General features: G+C 60.6%; 13 protein-coding genes. 4 read left to right on the top strand and 9 right to left on the bottom strand.

Annotated elements, in window-relative coordinates; all coding sequences use genetic code 11:
- Window positions 1-29: 29 nt before the first annotated feature.
- Window positions 30-671: an RNA polymerase sigma factor SigE gene (gene sigE, locus JZY06_RS09665; protein ID WP_207279329.1), complete on the bottom strand. Its 642-nt coding sequence runs from the start codon at window positions 669-671 to the stop codon at window positions 30-32.
- 243 nt (window positions 672-914) lie between these two features.
- Between sigE and JZY06_RS09660 the strand changes: the two genes are divergently transcribed.
- Complete coding sequence (locus JZY06_RS09660; RefSeq protein WP_330617250.1) at window positions 915-1,571, top strand: O-methyltransferase; 657 nt, start codon at window positions 915-917, stop codon at window positions 1,569-1,571.
- A 126-nt stretch (window positions 1,572-1,697) separates the two neighbouring features.
- Here the strand turns inward: JZY06_RS09660 and JZY06_RS09655 are convergent, their stop codons facing one another.
- Window positions 1,698-2,351, bottom strand: coding sequence for a hypothetical protein (locus JZY06_RS09655; protein ID WP_207279328.1), 654 nt, complete (start codon window positions 2,349-2,351; stop codon window positions 1,698-1,700).
- 532 nt (window positions 2,352-2,883) lie between these two features.
- Between JZY06_RS09655 and JZY06_RS09650 the strand changes: the two genes are divergently transcribed.
- The gene (locus tag JZY06_RS09650; RefSeq protein ID WP_207279327.1) at window positions 2,884-3,411 is read left to right on the top strand and encodes a hypothetical protein; all 528 of its coding nucleotides are present in this window, start codon (window positions 2,884-2,886) and stop codon (window positions 3,409-3,411) included.
- A 133-nt stretch (window positions 3,412-3,544) separates the two neighbouring features.
- Here the strand turns inward: JZY06_RS09650 and JZY06_RS09645 are convergent, their stop codons facing one another.
- From JZY06_RS09645 to JZY06_RS09625, 5 genes are all read right to left on the bottom strand, one after another.
- Entirely contained in the window at window positions 3,545-3,736 is a 192-nt protein-coding gene (locus JZY06_RS09645; RefSeq protein WP_207279326.1) for a hypothetical protein, read from the bottom strand.
- Window positions 3,737-3,857: 121 nt separating this feature from the next.
- A complete protein-coding gene (locus JZY06_RS09640; protein ID WP_207279325.1) occupies window positions 3,858-4,169 on the bottom strand; it encodes a hypothetical protein in 312 nt (103 codons plus the stop codon).
- 221 nt (window positions 4,170-4,390) lie between these two features.
- The gene (gene glgC, locus JZY06_RS09635) at window positions 4,391-5,617 is read right to left on the bottom strand and encodes a glucose-1-phosphate adenylyltransferase (RefSeq protein WP_207279479.1); all 1,227 of its coding nucleotides are present in this window, start codon (window positions 5,615-5,617) and stop codon (window positions 4,391-4,393) included.
- Window positions 5,618-5,989: 372 nt separating this feature from the next.
- Window positions 5,990-8,278: a DUF6493 family protein gene (locus JZY06_RS09630; protein ID WP_207279324.1), complete on the bottom strand. Its 2,289-nt coding sequence runs from the start codon at window positions 8,276-8,278 to the stop codon at window positions 5,990-5,992.
- A 445-nt stretch (window positions 8,279-8,723) separates the two neighbouring features.
- A complete protein-coding gene (locus tag JZY06_RS09625) occupies window positions 8,724-10,139 on the bottom strand; it encodes an SWIM zinc finger family protein (protein WP_207279323.1) in 1,416 nt (471 codons plus the stop codon).
- 2,246 nt (window positions 10,140-12,385) lie between these two features.
- On the opposite strand from JZY06_RS09625, the gene glgA reads away from it, so the two are divergent.
- Window positions 12,386-13,576, top strand: a complete 1,191-nt coding sequence (glgA, locus tag JZY06_RS09620; protein ID WP_207279322.1) for a glycogen synthase — start codon at window positions 12,386-12,388, stop codon at window positions 13,574-13,576.
- Window positions 13,577-13,776: 200 nt separating this feature from the next.
- Here the strand turns inward: glgA and JZY06_RS09615 are convergent, their stop codons facing one another.
- A complete protein-coding gene (locus JZY06_RS09615) occupies window positions 13,777-14,796 on the bottom strand; it encodes a zinc-dependent alcohol dehydrogenase family protein (protein WP_207279478.1) in 1,020 nt (339 codons plus the stop codon).
- Between the two features lie 502 nt (window positions 14,797-15,298).
- On the opposite strand from JZY06_RS09615, the gene JZY06_RS09610 reads away from it, so the two are divergent.
- Window positions 15,299-15,454: a hypothetical protein gene (locus JZY06_RS09610; RefSeq protein ID WP_207279321.1), complete on the top strand. Its 156-nt coding sequence runs from the start codon at window positions 15,299-15,301 to the stop codon at window positions 15,452-15,454.
- A gap of 187 nt (window positions 15,455-15,641) precedes the next feature.
- Here the strand turns inward: JZY06_RS09610 and JZY06_RS09605 are convergent, their stop codons facing one another.
- Window positions 15,642-16,868 (bottom strand): alpha-hydroxy acid oxidase, encoded by a 1,227-nt coding sequence (locus tag JZY06_RS09605; protein WP_207279477.1) that lies wholly within the window; start codon window positions 16,866-16,868, stop codon window positions 15,642-15,644.
- Window positions 16,869-17,129: the final 261 nt, after the last annotated feature.

The raw sequence follows: 17,129 nt of genomic DNA, 5'->3' as shown, positions 1-17,129 counted from the left end.
GGGTTCCCGGAGACAGTGTGTTGCGGATGCTAGCGCGTTTCGGCGGGAACCAGCAGTTTGGCTGATTCGTCGTTGTCTTTGGCCGCGGCTTCAAGGTATGCCCGCAGCTGTCCGCGTCCACGGTGGATGCGGGAGCGCACGGTGCCCATTTTCACCCCGAGCGTGTCGGCGATCTCGTCGTAGCTCATGCCGAGAACATCACACAAAATGACGGCGACACGGAACTCGGGGCTGAGTGAATCCAGGGCTGTGGCCAATACCGGATCCAGGTTGGCGGCATGGTAGGCCTGCTCGGGGGTCATCTCGTTGCCGGGGACCCGCTCGTAGTCTTCCGGCAGGGCTTCCATGCGGATACGGGCCCGGTGGCGCACCATGTCCAAAAACAGGTTGGTGGTGATGCGGTGCAGCCAGCCCTCGAAGGTGCCGGGCTTGTATTTGTCGATTGAGCGGAACACCCGCATAAAGGTTTCCTGCGTCAAATCCTCGGCATCGTGCTGGTTGCCGGACAAGCGGAATGCCAGCCGGTAGACGCCGTCGGCGTGCTCTTTGACCAGTTCCCCCCATTCGGGCATGGTCCCCTCGCCGGCGTCAAAAGCCGCGGTCCCGGTCAGGGGGCCTTCCGCGGCCTGCCCGTCGGCGGGGCGGGCGGTGTCGTCCAGTTTCGATGTCATGGAAGAAGTGTGCATCAGGCAGTTAGCTTACACCGTAAAAGCCGTTAAAAGTAACCTGGGAATCTGATCACGGTTCGGTTTCACCTCCTTGTGCCACCCCCATGGCCCACCACCGTGAAACCTGCGGTGACAGGGCCTTTTCCGGTTTTTACCGGGGCTTGTGTGACGGTTGGGGCACATGGTGAAAACACGCATTCAGTCCACCGGCGCAAGGCGGGGCAGTGCCGCTTAAACTGGCATCTTGTGAATGCTACCGCCGTGAAAGCCATGTCCGAGTTCATTGAATCCACCACCGGGCCAGACAAAGTCATGGACAAAGCCCGCGAATACGCCGACGAGTTCGGTTTGAACGCCCCCGATACCCCCACCGGCCAGCTGCTGACCACCCTGGCGGCACTGGCGGTTCCGGGCAGTAAATCCGGTGCCGTGGTTGCTTCCCCTGCCTTGGCTGTCACCGGTGCCTATGTGGCCCGCGGCGTGGGTGACGATTCGAAGATCACCTGCATCGAGCCGGAAGTCGAGCACCGTACCGCCGCCCAGGCTATTTTCACCGGTCTGGGAATCGCCGAGTCCACTGTGCGCTTTATGCCGTCACGTCCCCTGGATGTCATGGGCCGGTTGGCTGACGCCAGCTACGGAATGGTGGTGGGGGATGTGGCCCCGGCCGACCTTCCCGCTTTTATGGATGCCGCCTGGAAGCTGGTCGCTCCCGGCGGAATCATGGTGCTCATGTCCAGTCTGCTCGACGGCACCATCGGTGATGATTCCCGCACCGACCGTTCCACTCTCGGTGCCCGCCGGGCCGATGAGAAAATCCGTGAACTGGATGATGCTTCCATCACCCGGCTGCCGTTGGGTGGCGGAGTGACCATCGCCGTCAAACACGCCCCGGCACGTTAAACACCGGCGCGGGGACAACACACCCGCCGACCTGACCCGATCCGCGACAAACTAACGGACACACACCAATCCCCCGGCCATCCCCGGGGGATTGCTGCTGTGCGGGCCATGGATTGCGCGGCAGAGTTACCGCCGGGAGGACATGGTCTGAAACAGTCTGGGACCCGACATGCTGGAGGTCGCGATATCCGACGACATCGCCCGGCCCTGCAGAATGGGCAGAAGCAGCGGGGCGTAGGTGTTGACGGCCTCCACATTGCGCGGATCCAGCACCCACCGGGTCAATGACGGGAAGAAATCGGGTCCCGGACCTTTGCCAACGGCCGCCTGCCAGAACTCGTCTGTGGCAGCCACCCCGGTGTAGACCCCGGGAAAAGCGAACATGGTGCGATACGGGTTGCCGTAAATCCAGGCGCTGGGGTTGGTGGTGGCGACGGCAATGCCCTGCAACTGGTGGAACTCCCCCTGCGGGTCAGCCTGCCAGCACTCGAAGTTGGCGCCGTGGAACCGCCAGCACCTGACCTCGTTGCCCGGGTAAGGGGTGATGATGTTCATCTGGTAGGCGCCGATGGTCGAAGGGCCGAACCAGTCCTGCTCATAGCGGTAGGCAATCGTGTCCTGGTTGATTCTCACCGGATTAACGGCATCGGTTTCATTGCCGGTCGGCGGCGGCACATCGGCGGCCGCCGGATGGGACAACCCCACCGCAGCACAGGCTGCCACTGTCACAGCGCACAGACTGCGGCGCAGACGGGGAAAAGACGTACGTGAATGGATCATGGGGCACAGCATCCTTTCTGGATTGGCCGGTGGCCCGTCCCGGAACCATCCTTGGTGGGCAACCGGGCCGACAGGGGCTACCCCTGCAACTATTCGATCTTTCACAATCGGTGAACCGTTTCTTTTCCCAGCGCAAGCGCCACGTCCCGGCCACACACGTCGGCAAAGCCCCGGGAAGCCATGCTTGCCCACCTAATTCTGCTGGCCGACACCACCAATGATCCCCGCATCAACCGGCCCTGGGGATAATCCGCGAACCGGGAACTTCCCTGCTGTTGCCGGTGGGCTGGCCATCGCCGTCAATCAGGACGCCGACCAAACCCAGCTCCCCGCCCCAACCGGGTTCGGCTATTCGGCGTGGTGGCTGCGGAATTGGTAGCCTTGTCCGCACCACCGGTTCACGCTCCCAAACAACCAGGGTATCCCGCACAGTTCATGCCGTTCGGGGTCGACGGTCCCGCCTTCTGCCGGACCAACCCGCCGGTGGCTGTTTTTTCATCCGTTCGCCTAAGCCAAAAGGTTGATTCACACCATGTCCCATTTGTCCCGCCGCGCCGCCGCGGCGCTAATCGCCGCCGGTCTGGTCTGCGGCGCCGTCGCCCCCGCCCAGGCAATGCCCTTTTTCGGCAGCTCCAATTTCACCAATCCCGGACCGGTCACACCCGGAAATCCGACAGATCCCTCCGACCCCACGGATACTGAGTCCGAACCCCTTCCCGACACCCCGGAAACCCGCAATGCGCTGAAGGTCATCGAGCTGATCAACGACGCCCGTGAGGACAACGGCCTCAAGCCGCTGACGGTCGTCAACAGCATGATGCATGCCGCCGCCGACCAGTCAGAGTACAACGCCAAGCACGGCACGAAGGAATTTGTGACGGGTTTCCTTGGCCGCCAGGTCTTCTACGAAGGAACCGTCTTCGGCAACAGTCCCGAAGCCGTCTTCACCTACATCGACGAGCGCAAGAACTTGAGTACCGACACAACCATCGCGCAGATCGGCGCCGGTTTCGCCATCTCGTCTGACCGCCTGATCTACGGTCTGGTCATGGTGCGCTGACACCGCCTTCCCCACAGCAGCAGGGCTTTTGTCCGCCTGGTGTTTTCCACCACGGGCGGACAAAAGCCCTTTTCTTGTTCTACTGCCCCGTCACGCGCCCGCATCACTCCGCGGATGCGAGGGTCCGGTCACTTCAACCGGAAAACTGGTGGGTCCTGAAAAAATCCCACGACGACTCAGTGGAGGTCAACGTATCCGAGACCGGCTGGGCGGTCTTGAATACCGGCAGCAGCAGCGGGGCGTAGGTGTTGACGGCTTCCACATTGCGCGGATCGAGCACCCACTCGGTCAACCGCGGGAAAAGATCGAGGGGACGTTCAACCACTGCATCCCAGAACTCATGTGTTGCAGCCACACCGGTGTAGGTGCCGGGAAAGAAATACGTGTTGTGGATTTCCTGCCCGCAGCATCAGCGGTGGGTGTCACAAACGACAGCACCGAAGCTGTCAACTGATGGAACTCGCCGTTTTGTCGGCCTGCCAGCATTCGTAGTTGACCCCGTGGAAGTGCCAGCATCTGACCTCGTTCCCGGGATACGGACTGACCAGGTTCATGTAGTACTGGTGGTTGTAGATGTCGAACCAGTACTGTTCAACGCTGTAGGAGATTCTGTCCCGGTCGACTCTGACCGACCGGTGCGCGTCAACGGTTTTAACGGCGGGGGCGGAAGCCGGAACGACTGAGGCTGCGTCGGCAACACATGCCAGGGACACGGCGCACAAACCACGCCTGATTCTGGTCAAAACCGTGGAAACCATTCAGTCCACTTTCTTGTTCTCATTGACACAGGTCACGTGCGGCATGCCGGTGACAATGCCTCCACGACAGGCTTGTTGCCTGCACCACAGTTTATCGTTCGATATCGATCAGTCATTTCTTCCGGCAGGTCACAGACCGATTCCCCGGAGACACCACACCCCCGGTCGCTTGCGTCCTGCAGCTGATCGGGGGTGAGGGTTGAAACAGCGGAAATACGGTATTACACCCGCTGGTTTTTGCCGACGACAACGACGCCGCCATCGGAGACAACAAACCGCTGCCGGTCACGCTCATGGTCGACACCGATGAACTCGCCTTCGGTGACAACAACGTTCTTGTCGATGATCGCGTGCCGGACCACAGCACCCTTTTCAATACGGGCACCGGGCATAATGACCGCACCTTCCACAGTGGCACCGTCTTCGACCACAACATTGTTCGACAGCACCGAGTTACGCACCGTCCCGCCGGAGATAATCGAGCCGGTGGCCACCATCGACGACTGGGCGATACCGCCCTGCACAAATTTCGCGGGCGGGAAACTGCCGGCATCAGTGCAGTGGATCGGCCACTTGTGGTTGTACAGGTTGAACACCGGGTGCACCGAAATCAAATCCATGTGGGCCTCATAGAACGCGTCGATGGTACCGACATCCCGCCAGTAGCCGCGGTCACGCTCGGTCTCACCCGGCACCCTGTTGGAGGTGAAATCGTAGACATGCGCCTGATTCTTTTCCACGAAATAAGGGATGATGTCACCGCCCATATCGTGGTCGGAATCCTCGTTTTCCCCGTCGGCTTTCAATGCCTCCACCAGGTCTTTGGCGGTGAACACGTAGTTGCCCATCGACGCATAGGTCATATCCGGGTCATCCGGGGTGGACGGCGGATCAGCGGGCTTTTCCAAAAACTCCGTGATATTGCCGTCATCGTCGGCCTGGATGCAGCCGAAAGCGGTGGCCTCACTACGGGGCACACGAAGACCCGCCACTGTCACCGCTTTACCGGACTTGACGTGTTCTTCGACCATCTGCTCCGGATCCATGCGGTAGACGTGGTCGGCACCGAAGACGATGACATATTCCGGATCCTCGTCGTAGATGAGGTTCAGCGACTGCAAAATAGCGTCCGCCGATCCGGTGTACCACCGTTTGCCGTCACGCTGCTGCGCGGGAACAGGGGCAATGTAGGCACCTGTCAGCCCGGAAGGCTGCCACGACTGCGCAATGTGGCGGTCCAGGGAGTGCGACTTGTACTGGGTCAGCACACAGATTTTCATGTAACCGGCGTTGACCAGGTTCGACAGCACAAAGTCGATGAGTCGGTAGGTGCCGCCGAACGGGACCGCGGGTTTGGCCCGGTCCTCGGTCAGGGGGGCAAGACGTTTGCCTTCGCCGCCGGCAAGGACAATTGCTAAGACATGTGGTTGGTTCCTCACAAAACCCAGGGTAGACAAAAGACGTGACCCGCGCGTGCCGAGCGCCCCAACTGTGATAATCGCTACGATTGCCACCCCCGTGGCTGGCCCGCACCGGACTGAATTCCACACCCGCACATCCTTTGCCTGCCAGCGCGTTTCAGGTTTACCCGGATTTTCGGTTTCCGGTAGGTGTTCCGAAGCAGTGCCGTGGTCTTTGCGGGCCGGGATGCGCCGGTGAAGCCTTCCAGCCGGGCTGTCAACCGGGCGGATATCTCGTCGGGGTGCTGTTTGACTGTTTCCTGCGCCACCACCCGCATCAATCCCGCCAACCGCTGAGCCATGATGCCGCTGCCGCACCGTGTGCGCCCGCCCGCAGTATTGCGCGGGAAGCTCCGCGGTTTACCCGCCCGAATGCATCTTCACGATGGCACGTGCTGCTTTCGCCGCCTTCGATGAGCCGGTGAATCCGTCCAGCCAGGACAAAAACTCCTCCCGCGGGGCCGGTGGTTTCTGCCGTAGCGCCTCATCAAGATACACCTCCATCACACGTGCTATTCCCCGCCGTTTCCGGTCGTGGGCGAGAAGAATCTCCGGCATGAGTTCTAGTGCCAGTTCCCGGTTCAGTACAGCAATGTCCCGCAGCACATCGGCCGCACGTGTCGGGATCACCGACTGCTGGGCGCCGGTGATTGCCCGGCCAAAAGCCACCGCATCCATTTTGCGTGGCAGATGGGTGGCCACCAGTTCAGCGACCCGGGCCCTGATCTCGATGTTCTTGTTGCCGAATGCCAGGTACACCAGTTGTGCTGTGGCCGGTGTCCACTTCGCGGGATGGATATCGATGGCGTCAAGAACCGCCCCCGCGTCATGGTAGACATCACTGTCGGCCCACCACATGCCGATCATGGTGTTGACAACAAGCACGTCAAGATTATCCCGGCGCGCAATCCCCATTTGTCCCACCAGGTGCGGGCGGCTGTCATCCCAGTGGCTGATGCTCTCACGCAGCCCCGCGGGGTTGATCCGTATCTCGTCCAGATCACTCGGTTGGAAGCCGGTGGCTGTCGGCCATTTTTTCGGCCCCTCCCACACCAGGACGATCTGTCCGGGATCGGTGGGCGGGTGAACGCCCAATGCCTGTGCGAGTCGTTGCCGGTCATCCGCTTCGACCCGCCACAGTGCCTGGTTGATGTCAACTGTTGATGACCGCGCGCCGGCCTGCGTGTTGCGGGTATGCCGGGCGATCACTTCATCCGGGTCGAGTGAACCGGTGGTGTCGGTGGGGGTGGACAAAAGCTCGCGTTGTGGTTGGTCGCCTGTGAGGATGGCCGCCACATCCCGCAGTCTGGTCACCAGTGCAGGCAGGGGTGTTTCCTCTTCTGCTGTGGTCCCGGGTCTGACTTCGGTCACCACCTCGGTTGTGTCGCTCGTGGAGTAAGTGTGGATCTCCCGCTGGGGAAGGAAGTCATGATCATCTGTCACCACCAGGTGGATCAGGTCGACCAGATAGTTGTCGGTGCGGCCGCTCAACTGGGAGGCACGTTTCTTCAACGGCGCCAGAATGTCGGCCGGCTTATCCGCCCGGGCAAGCCAGGCGAGGATCATTTCCAATTCGATCGGGTCGGCGCAGGTGGTTTCAAGCGCGACACTGATCCGCTGCAGGGCATCGGCGTCGGTGACCGGTGTGACTGATTCGGCTGTCACAGGTTCAAGCACTCCGTCGGCGGCACCGGCATCATGGGCGGCACCAGTTTCTTCCGGTTGCCCCGGCACGTCCAGTCCGAGTTCATCCAGCACCATCGGTGACACACTTGACAGCAGGGATCGGTCAATGCCGGTCCCCAGGCTGGCCAGCAGGCTGAGGGCTTTTTTCTGGACATCGGGGTGCTGGTGATATAAAGCTGCTTCAAGCAGGGACTTCAGTGCCGCCGCATCGGCCCGGCCGTTTGTGTGGATACCCGTGGCAATGGCCAGCACAGCCACCGCATTGGTTTTGGTGGTGGCAAGCGCCGGCTCACACGCGAGAACAAACTCATCTTCGTCCAAGAGTCCGTGTTTGTGCAGTTTCTTGCACTGCCCCACCGCCAGCGACACCGATGAGGTGACGGGGCTTGCCAGGGTAAGGCGCAGCAGATCCTGGATTTCGGCGGCTTCTTCCGGTGTGGGGTCCATCGCTTTGAAAAGCCGTGCATAAAATCCTGCCCGGTAGGAGCTGAAGTCCCGGTTGAGCGCTTCCAGTGATGCGCGCAGCACCCGTTGTCTGTCGATGTAGCCTTTCTCCGACAGCCAGCAGATGTCGTCGACCCAAGTGTGGACCCGGCCGAACTTGTCAAGGTTCGCCATCGATATTTCGCCGCCGCCCTCCACTTCGAACAGCCGCCAAAAAGTTGTTTCACGCAGCTGCTCATCCCAGGCGAGCCACCGGCGGCGGATATCGGAGTTGTCGTGGTAGACCGCAATATTGACCAGGCCCAGCACATAGTCGTCGTCGTGGTCGATATCCCAGCCAAACAGCAGCTCCCCCAGGCGCAGCCGCAGGAAAGCACCCGTCCAGGTCGCTGTGGTGGCCAGTTTCATCATCTCTTGCGGGCTTTGTGCCCAGCGTGAATCGGGAAGCTCGTGGTCCATGAGCACCCGGTAGAAGTCTTCCAGGGTGGCCGCGGGCTTGTCCGCCAGCAGCTTCGCCATTGACTTGGTGATATCCCACACCGGTAAAGTCCCGGTGTGGGTCGTGTGATCGGGTTCAGCGAACTGAGGCGTTTTTCGGGCGGGCATGGGGTCCTTCTCAAATGCTCGGGAACTCAGCTGGCCCGAAGGCTCAATTGATGCGTTCCAGTGGTCTTGGCAGCTGGTTTACACATGATTGCACAGCACTGACTCTGCTACATCGCGAATGCGGTCATCCTGTGCTTGCCAGTTCGCTCAATGGTCCACTGCAACACTTCGCCGCTGATGGACACACGTGCCACGACCACGTTTTTCACCTACTCCGCACAGATTTTTCTGGGTGTTCCCCGGCTAGATGTACCGGGGAGATTTGTGTACAGACCATCGCTGCCAGGCAGCCCGGGCACACTGTGACCGAAAACCAGGTGTCGATTGTGGTTTCGGTACGTCACCACGTGTCTGACACTCAGTTTTTCCCGAAGGTCCTCGCCGCGAGCACATGCTTGCACGGCCCCCGGGTGCCGGAGTATTTGGCATACCAAGGACATGTGCAAGTGTCAGTTGCAGGATCAGCGGTGATCCCCACCCGGTAGTCGACTCCCCCACTGGTGACCGTGAACAAAACCGGGACACCACCAGGGATGTCAGGACCGTCGGTGCGGCTGCCGGATTCTGAGGGTTTTACTGCACCGGCTTCAACCAGTTTCCGGGCACCGGCAAGCCGGGGATGGATCTTCTCCAGGGAATCGGCACTCAAGGGCAACGGCCGGTGGAAGTAACAGCCCCGTGCGACATCGAAACCGACTTGCCCGGATGACGCCAGAACACCCAGTGCCGCTGCCACCCGCTTGTGGTCAAGTCCTGTCTGGCCGGCCAGCCAGTCAATATCGATCACCGGATCAAACGCCAGCACAGACGACACCTTGTCGGCGTCATCGCCGACAGTGTCGGAAGAAAGGGCATCCAGGAGCTGTCCCTCGCCGGAAAAGCCACGGGATTTTTCCGGCGACAACCCGATGGTGATACGGCCGCCCGGCACATGAAGAACCCAGAAGCTGCAGGTGGCGTCCCCCTTGGCTGTGTTCTTCGGACTGTAGGCTTCCAAGGTGTGGGCGAAGCGGATCAGTGGTTGGATAACGCGCAGACGTTCCGGGCCTGCAAGACACACTGATCCTTGGGTGGATGCACTGCCGAGCCTTACTCCCCGCCCGACAGGGGTTGCCCACACAACAGATTTGGTGGCCGTGTTTTTCGGCAGGCCACCGATGAACCGGACAAGTCCCGCCTTGTCGAGGGTGATCTTCTTGGTGACGGTGGATGCCAGCACCTGCGTTTCGGCGAATCCTTTGAGCCACCGGTCCGGCAGGCTCACTTTTTCTTCCCGTACCCGGTCCCCGAGTGTTGTCACCTCCAGGTGGCCGGATCCGACACTCAGGTGCAGGGGTTCTCCCGGGGTGACTGAAACAAGTGCCGCCCGAAGATCAGGGCCGGCATCGATATTGGTCACTCCCCTGGCGATGTACGCGGTATCCAGTGAGTCGTGGTCGATGTCCATGCGGGCGTACACACCGCAGCAGGCACTGAAGGATTCAAACACCAGCCCTTTGTCAGTAGCCGTCACCACCGGATCCGCGTTGCGCAGAATCTTGGCCACCATTGCCGGTGGCGTGTAGAACCTGGTTGAGGCAACCCGGGCAAGCATGACAAGACCTGCGGCCACAACAGTCGGATGTTCGACAAAGCCGTCGAAGAAAAACGGATGGTCGACAACACCATCAGCAGTGAGCCCACCACTGGTGGCAAGGGATACAACCGAGCCGCCGGTCCCCCCGTCACGCACGCACCCGGACTCGCCGGAATAGGTGTAGGCAACATCAACCATGGGTGGATTCCTTGCGGTCACTGGTTCATTTGATACGTACGTGTTGGGCCGACAGCCCGCCGGCGACAAAGACAGGCGCCGTGGATCACCTGCCCGGCCACAAAGGGTGCGGAATCAGCTTTCCCGCAGACTACCAGTGACAATCAACAGCACCCCGGTGACAAGGCCTTCACGCACTGCCTGTCATGGCACCTGCATGTTTCTTCAAACTCCCGGGCAATGCGCACATCCACCAGACTTTCCGCCGCGGACCTCAAGCCCGGCAGCAGTCAGCTCGTCTGCACCAGAAAAATCGGCGTTGACCGGTATATTTCCTGCAATACTCCGCCCTGTGGCGGGATGGTCAGCCCGAACGTCACCAGTGTCCGGCGCACCGTGAATTGCCACGTTCACATTGTCCCGATCCTTGTACCCGCATTAGACAACGGGCTGTATTGGTCACGACGTGTTCCCCGGGTGCCGTCAGCTGTGTCGGGCAGGATTAAGTGGAACGACGACTGTGCCGTCGCCAACAAGGTGTAACACCGCAGAAGTGTTTATAACACTTTATAACAACCGGCTTTCGTTTATAACAAGATATAACAGCCCCTGCTGGTATCAGACAGAACTCACAGCATGGCGGTCAACGCACGGCATACGCCAGCAGCAGCACAACCCGGCAATCCCTTCTTCAGCCAAGGACAACAACCCAGATGGACAGCTTCACAATCCCGCCACCACAACCCCCACACGGGCAACAATCCTGCCGCCCCGAGACTTCCGTCACCGGGTGCGACGTTACTGTAGGCACCCGGTGACACTTTTCTTTGGACAGCTGACGATCAAACAGCTCCCGGCGCCGGGCGGCCGACTGATGGAGGACAGAGACTGCTCCACGGTTTTTGCATTTTTCATCCACGCCAAAAACCATTTCTTGCACACCCCACCATCTGCGGCCACACAACCGGCCCACTTTCCGCTGCGTGAACCGGTGGCAGTTCAGCAGCATTCCGGTCACTTGCCACCGGATTCTTCCGTGCGGCGTGTGCGATGCGGCACCAGCATCCACCAGACACCACACAACGCATCCGGCCAGACAGCATTTTTACCAATGCCGCTCCAGCGCCCGTGCCTGACGTTGCAATCCAAAGTACGAAGACCACCTTTCGCACTCGTCCGGCAGTTGAACGCTTCCGTGACGTCAACTCTCAAGCAGCAGCCACAACAAGAATCCGGGTAACACATGAACCGAACTTTCCGCCTGTTGATTGGATTGCTGACAATCAGTTGCTCCAGTGGGGACTAGCTGAAAACTTGTAGAGGCTAGTTCGTCTACAGGTGGGGTGGGTTTTTGTGCGGCCTAAAAACAGGGATGGTGAAAAACGGGTTGTGTGAGTGGGGGCAGCTTTCACCTGACCCGACAAAGTGGCAGCCACCCCGGGGCTGGCCGTCAGTATCCCGACATTGATCCTGGATATTCGACGAAACAGGAAAACAAAAAATAGACCCGCTTCTGGCTAAAGCAACTAGCTGGAAGCGAGGTCCGGCCCTGGGGGTGGTCCCCACCACACTACCCGTGACAACACGCTGCGGGAGTGGACAATACGGTAAGGAAAGACCATCTGCATGGGGCTTATCGCCATTGCCGTCGCCAGCTGGTGGCTCACCCCATCCTTGTCGGCAGCGGTGTATTCACTGTCTGCTACCGCCTCCGCACGCGGGGGCTACTGAGCAATGATCACGCCGTATATCACTGACCGGGATACAGGACAGCAACTCTGGCGCTCACCCGGATGCGCAGTCCATGTGGGTATTAGCGAAGGCACGTTGCGTTCATACATCAGCCGCGGCCAGGTCCCATCGTCTGTGGGAACGCTGAGCACCGGGGCGCTGGTGTGGTTTACGCCAATGGCACAACAACCGGCCCCGCACAGCCGGCAGGCCCCGCACCAAAAACAAGCCGTCCGCCGTAGCAAACGACTGCACCGGCTGATCCGGGCCACCGGACAGACGCGGGATTCGATCCACACCACCGTGTTCTTGTACCCGATACCGGGCAACCGGCAGCCTTGGGTCAGGGGCGGGAGATGACGGCGCAACCGGCGGCACCTCTTGTGGGGAAGCTATCGCTAAAAGGCGCCGTATCTGAGATACCGGTGGTGGGTAAACCACAAGAAAATTCCGCTTTTCCCTGGTCACAGAGATGCCGGACGCAATACCAAGGGGCCGGTGGGCATAGCGCGATCGATATCGCTACGCTGGTGCGCATGCGAGTTGGAATGATGACCAAAGAGTACCCCCCGGAGATCTACGGCGGTGCCGGTGTGCACGTGACCGAACTGACCCGGTTCATGCGTGAAATTGACGGCGTGAATGTCGACGTTCACTGCATGGGTGCTCCCCGAGACGAAAAAGACTGTTATGTCCATGGCGTGGATCCCGAACTGGACAACGCCAATGCGGCAATGAAAACCCTGTCGACCGGTCTGCGGATGGCCAATGCCGCCGGCGACTGCGATGTCGTGCACTCCCACACCTGGTACGCGGGACTGGGCGGCCACCTGGCCGGGAATCTCTACGACATCCCGCACGTGGCTACCGCCCACTCCCTCGAGCCGCACCGCCCCTGGAAGCGGGAGCAGCTCGGTGGCGGCTACAACGTGTCCTCCTGGTCGGAGAAAAACACCATGGAGTACGCCGACGCGGTGATCGCTGTGTCGGCGAAAATGAAGGACGCCATCATGGATGCGTACCCGCGCATCGATGAGTCCCGCATCCACATTGTGCTCAACGGCATCGACTGTGACCTGTGGGCACCGCGCCCCACCTTCGATGAAGCGGTTGAGAAAAACGGCTCCTCGGTTCTCAACGAACTGGGCGTCGACCCGGATCGTCCGATTGTGGCTTTTGTCGGCCGTATCACCCGCCAGAAGGGTGTCGGCCACCTGGTCAAGGCCGCGAAGATGTTCGACAAGGACGTGCAGCTGGTGCTGTGTGCCGGCGCCCCCGACACCGAAGAGATCGCCAAGGAAACCGAAGGACTGGTCAACGAGCTGCAGTCCGGCCGTGACGGGGTGTTCTGGGTGCAGGAGTTCCTGCCGAAGCCGAAGATCCAGGAAATCCTCACCGCCGCCGACACCTTTGCCTGCCCGTCGATCTACGAGCCGCTGGGTATCGTCAACCTGGAAGCCATGGCCTGCGGTACCGCGGTTGTGGCCTCTGATGTGGGAGGTATCCCCGAGGTTGTCGTCGACGGTGATACCGGTGCACTGGTCCACTACGACGAAAACGAGCCCGAAGAGTTCGAAAAGGGCATCGCCGAAGCCGTCAACAAGATGGTGGCCGACCGTGACAAAGCCCGTGCCATCGGCGAAAAGGGCCGCCAGCGTGCCGTCAACGATTTCTCCTGGGCCACCATTGCCCGACAGACCGTCGACGTCTACCGGTCCCTCATGTAGAAAACCCCGCCTGAAACCCGGTGCACAAGCACCGGATTCAGCACCAGAAACCGCCGCATACATCCCGTGTGCGGCGGTTTCTTCATGGACAGTTCTGCCCGACGGGAGATTGACCAGAATCCGTGATGAATCTTTGATCCCCGGCCGTTCTCCCTGTGTTCTATCGTCCCCCACCAAACAGCCCTAGTGTCCGTCTTTTATCAATCGAAGCTGATAAACGCTTTGATCGCCCTTCGCTCATCCATTGCCCTGTAGGCGTCGGCAATGGTCTCCAGGGTGAAGGTGTCGGTGAACACCAGACCGGGTTCAATGGTTTTGCTGATCACCCTGTCGATCAGATCGGGAAGGAACCTCCGCACCGGGGCTGGGCCGCCATGCAGGTGCAACATGGGGCCAAACAGATCTTTGCCGGTCAGTTCAATTCCATGGGGAACACCCACATAGCCGACATGTCCGCCGGGTCGGCACGACGCCAGAGATTGTTTCATCGATTCACCGGTACCGACGCACTCGACCACGCTGTGGGCGCCCAGTCCCCCGGTCAGGTCTTTGACCGCGGCGGCCCCTTCATCACCGCGGGCATCAACGATGTCGGTGGCACCGAAACGCCGCGCCAGCTTCTGCCGGTCACTGTGGCCGGACATGGCGATGATTTTTTCAGCCCCTAACTGGCTCGCCGCCAACACAGCACACAGGCCCACAGCACCATCACCGACCACACACACGCTTTTCCCGGCTCCGACTTCAGCGGCCACGGCGCCGAACCAGCCGGTACCCAGCACATCCGAGCAAGCAAGCAGCGACGGATACAGGCTCTTGTCGGGTCTCCCGGGGACTGTCACCAGGGTGCCGTCGGCGTGGGACACCAGGAGTTTCTCCGCCTGTGCCCCAGTGACGAAGCTTCGTTCCACACACGCAGACTGGTAGCCGTCCGTGCAGATGCCGCAGGTCCCGTCGGAGCTGATAAACGAGCCGATCACCAGATCACCGGGTGAGACAGTGGTGACACTGTCCCCGACTGCTTCGACAACCCCCATGTATTCATGGCCGATGGGTGCAGGCCCCTTCACCTTGTTGATGCCCCGGTAATGCCACAGGTCAGAGCCGCACACACAGGTTGCGACCATGCGGATCACAGCATCGGTCGGTGTGGTGACCACCGGGTCGGGACGGTTTTCAACACGGATGTCGCCGGGGGCGTGGATGATGGCTGCGCGCAAGGCTTTTTCTTCCTGGGTGTGGTGGTGGCGGGTATCCGCCCGGATCTTTTCACCGGGTGTGATGATCGCCGTTATTGTCCGCACGTTACAACACAAAATCCAACCACGTACCGGTACACGCGTTGCAGCGGAGAACGCGGATTGTTCGATCCCATCCCCTACTGCCCTGTTGGAGGGGATTGCCGGTTGCAGCAATAGCCCTTCCACGGCAGAGGGAAACGATGCCGTGGTGCTCCCCACCCACTTCAACGGCACGACAGAACCTTTCGGTTCACATCAGTGGCAGAGCGGTGGGAAAATGGGGAAATCAACGTCGGAAACTGCGTCCCCTGGCCCCGCAGATGCACACATCCCGGCCGGATCCGGACAAATGGTGGAACATGAACACAAGCGGTCCCCTCGATCATGCCCACAACAGCCGCGTGAACAACCGCAGCCGGATCACCGCCTCCGGCTGACGCGGCTGTTTTTACTGTGTGGAAGTCTTCCCCCGGGTGCTGTTGTGGAGTGGATCGACCACTGGGAGCACGCCTATGCGGCTTCTGTGCCGACCACGACTCTGTGTCCTTTCTGCGGCATTGACAGCGTCATTGCCGGCGCCACCGGGTGTCCGGTGACCGGGGAGTTTCCCACCCGCATGAACAGGCGCTGGTTCTAGCACTCCCCCGTCCAAGAGCCTGTGTCTCCGCTGCTTACCTCCGGTTACCCTTTTTGCCTTCCGTTTTCCCGCGCAGCCGGGACCTGAAAAGACCGCTGCCGCCGCCCGGGCGCCCGGTTTTCCGGGTGATCGGACAGCGGCAAACGGTCAGAAGGCTTGCTGTGGTTGTGCCAGCGGGGAACCGGTTTTAGAACAGATCCTGGAGCTTGTCGGCCGGCACTCCCCTGACCTTGTTGATGTCCAGGGTATTGAGTTGGGTGACATGCTCAGGCGTCAGCTCATCCAGCGAGGAGACCTGCAGCAGTTTCATGGTGCGGCGGACCTGTTCGGCCAGGATCTCGATGCAGCGGTTCACGCCCGCTTCACCGCCGGCCATCAGCCCGTACAGGTAGGCGCGGCCGATGAAGGTGAACTTCGCGCCCTTGGCGATGGCGGCCACAATATCGGCGCCGTGCATGATGCCGGTGTCCATGGCGACCTCGAAATCGGGGCCGAGTTCCTTGACCACCTCGGGAAGCAGCTGGAAGGGAACGGGTGCCCGGTCGAGCTGGCGGCCGCCGTGGTTGGACAGGATAATGCCGTCGACACCGAGTTCGGCGAGCTTGGCCGAGTCGGGCACATTCTGCACACCCTTGACCACCAGTTTGCCGGGCCACATCTCGCGGATGGTCTTCAGATCCTCGAACTGGATGGTCGGATCCATGGCGTTTTCGATCAGCTCACCGACAGTTCCGCCGGTCGAGGTCAAAGAGGCGAATTCCAGGGTGGGGGTGGTGAGGAAATCCCACCACCACCAGGGCCGCGGAATGGCGTTGAGCACGGTTCCGATGGTCAGCTGCGGGGGGATGGAAAAACCATTGCGCTTGTCCCGCAGCCGGGCACCGGCCACCGGGGTGTCGACGGTAAACAGCAGGGTGTCGAAGTTGCATTTGGCGGCACGTTCCACCAGCCCATAGGAGATGGAGCGGTCACGCATGACATACAGCTGGAAGAAGTTGCGGCCCAGCGGGTTGGCGGCCGAGACATCCTCCACCGAGGTCGTGCCCAGGGTTGACAGGCAGAAGGGAATCTTGTGCTTGGCGGCGGCTGCGGCACCGGCCAGCTCACCCTCGGTCTGCATCAGGCGGGTGAACCCGGTCGGCGCGATACCGAACGGCAGAGCCGCCGGACCGCCGAAGATTTCACAGGAGGTGTCCACTTCGGAGACGTCGTTGAGGATCGACGGGTGGAACTCGATGTCCCGGAACGCCTGGCGGGCACGCTTCATCGAAATCTCATCATCGGCTGCACCATCGGTGTAGTCGAAGGCCGCCGCCGGGGTGCGCCGTTTGGCGATGGTGCGCAGATCCCAGATGGTCTGGGCATCCTCCAGGCGGCGCTTTTTGAAGTCGAGGGTGGGTTTTTTGAACTCCATGAGATCGAGGATCTCGCCGACTTTGGGGATTTGTCGTTTGACGTGCGCCACGGCGCTATCTCCTTATGTATCAGAAGGAACCAACATTGACTCCCCCATGCTACACCCCGGTAAGTGCAGGCAAACCTTTTTTCAGCACCCTGACCGGGCCTTGGTTTGATACCGGCTAAAACGTGGCTGCACAAAATTAATTGTCGCCTTCTGCAGGTCCATTGTCATCTTTGTCACACCAGTCACGGTACAGTTATCGACCGATTAATC

This window comes from Corynebacterium mendelii, assembly GCF_017307055.1.
GTDB classification, from domain to species: domain Bacteria; phylum Actinomycetota; class Actinomycetes; order Mycobacteriales; family Mycobacteriaceae; genus Corynebacterium; species Corynebacterium mendelii.
Note: the sequence above shows the minus strand (reverse complement) of the source record. Positions and strands in the feature narration are given on the sequence as shown.

Bases quoted from the DNA above. Each gene is read 5' to 3' on its own strand.
- JZY06_RS09630 (WP_207279324.1), bottom strand. From the start codon at position 8,278: ATGGCGAAGCTGCTGGCGGACAAGCCCGCGGCCACCCTGGAAGACTTC.
- JZY06_RS09625 (WP_207279323.1), bottom strand. From the start codon at position 10,139: ATGGTTGATGTTGCCTACACCTATTCCGGCGAGTCCGGGTGCGTGCGT.
- sigE (WP_207279329.1), bottom strand. From the start codon at position 671: ATGACATCGAAACTGGACGACACCGCCCGCCCCGCCGACGGGCAGGCC.
- JZY06_RS09655 (WP_207279328.1), bottom strand. From the start codon at position 2,351: ATGATCCATTCACGTACGTCTTTTCCCCGTCTGCGCCGCAGTCTGTGC.
- JZY06_RS09640 (WP_207279325.1), bottom strand. From the start codon at position 4,169: ATGGTTTCCACGGTTTTGACCAGAATCAGGCGTGGTTTGTGCGCCGTG.
- JZY06_RS09605 (WP_207279477.1), bottom strand. From the start codon at position 16,868: ATGGAGTTCAAAAAACCCACCCTCGACTTCAAAAAGCGCCGCCTGGAG.
- JZY06_RS09650 (WP_207279327.1), top strand. From the start codon at position 2,884: ATGTCCCATTTGTCCCGCCGCGCCGCCGCGGCGCTAATCGCCGCCGGT.
- glgA (WP_207279322.1), top strand. From the start codon at position 12,386: ATGCGAGTTGGAATGATGACCAAAGAGTACCCCCCGGAGATCTACGGC.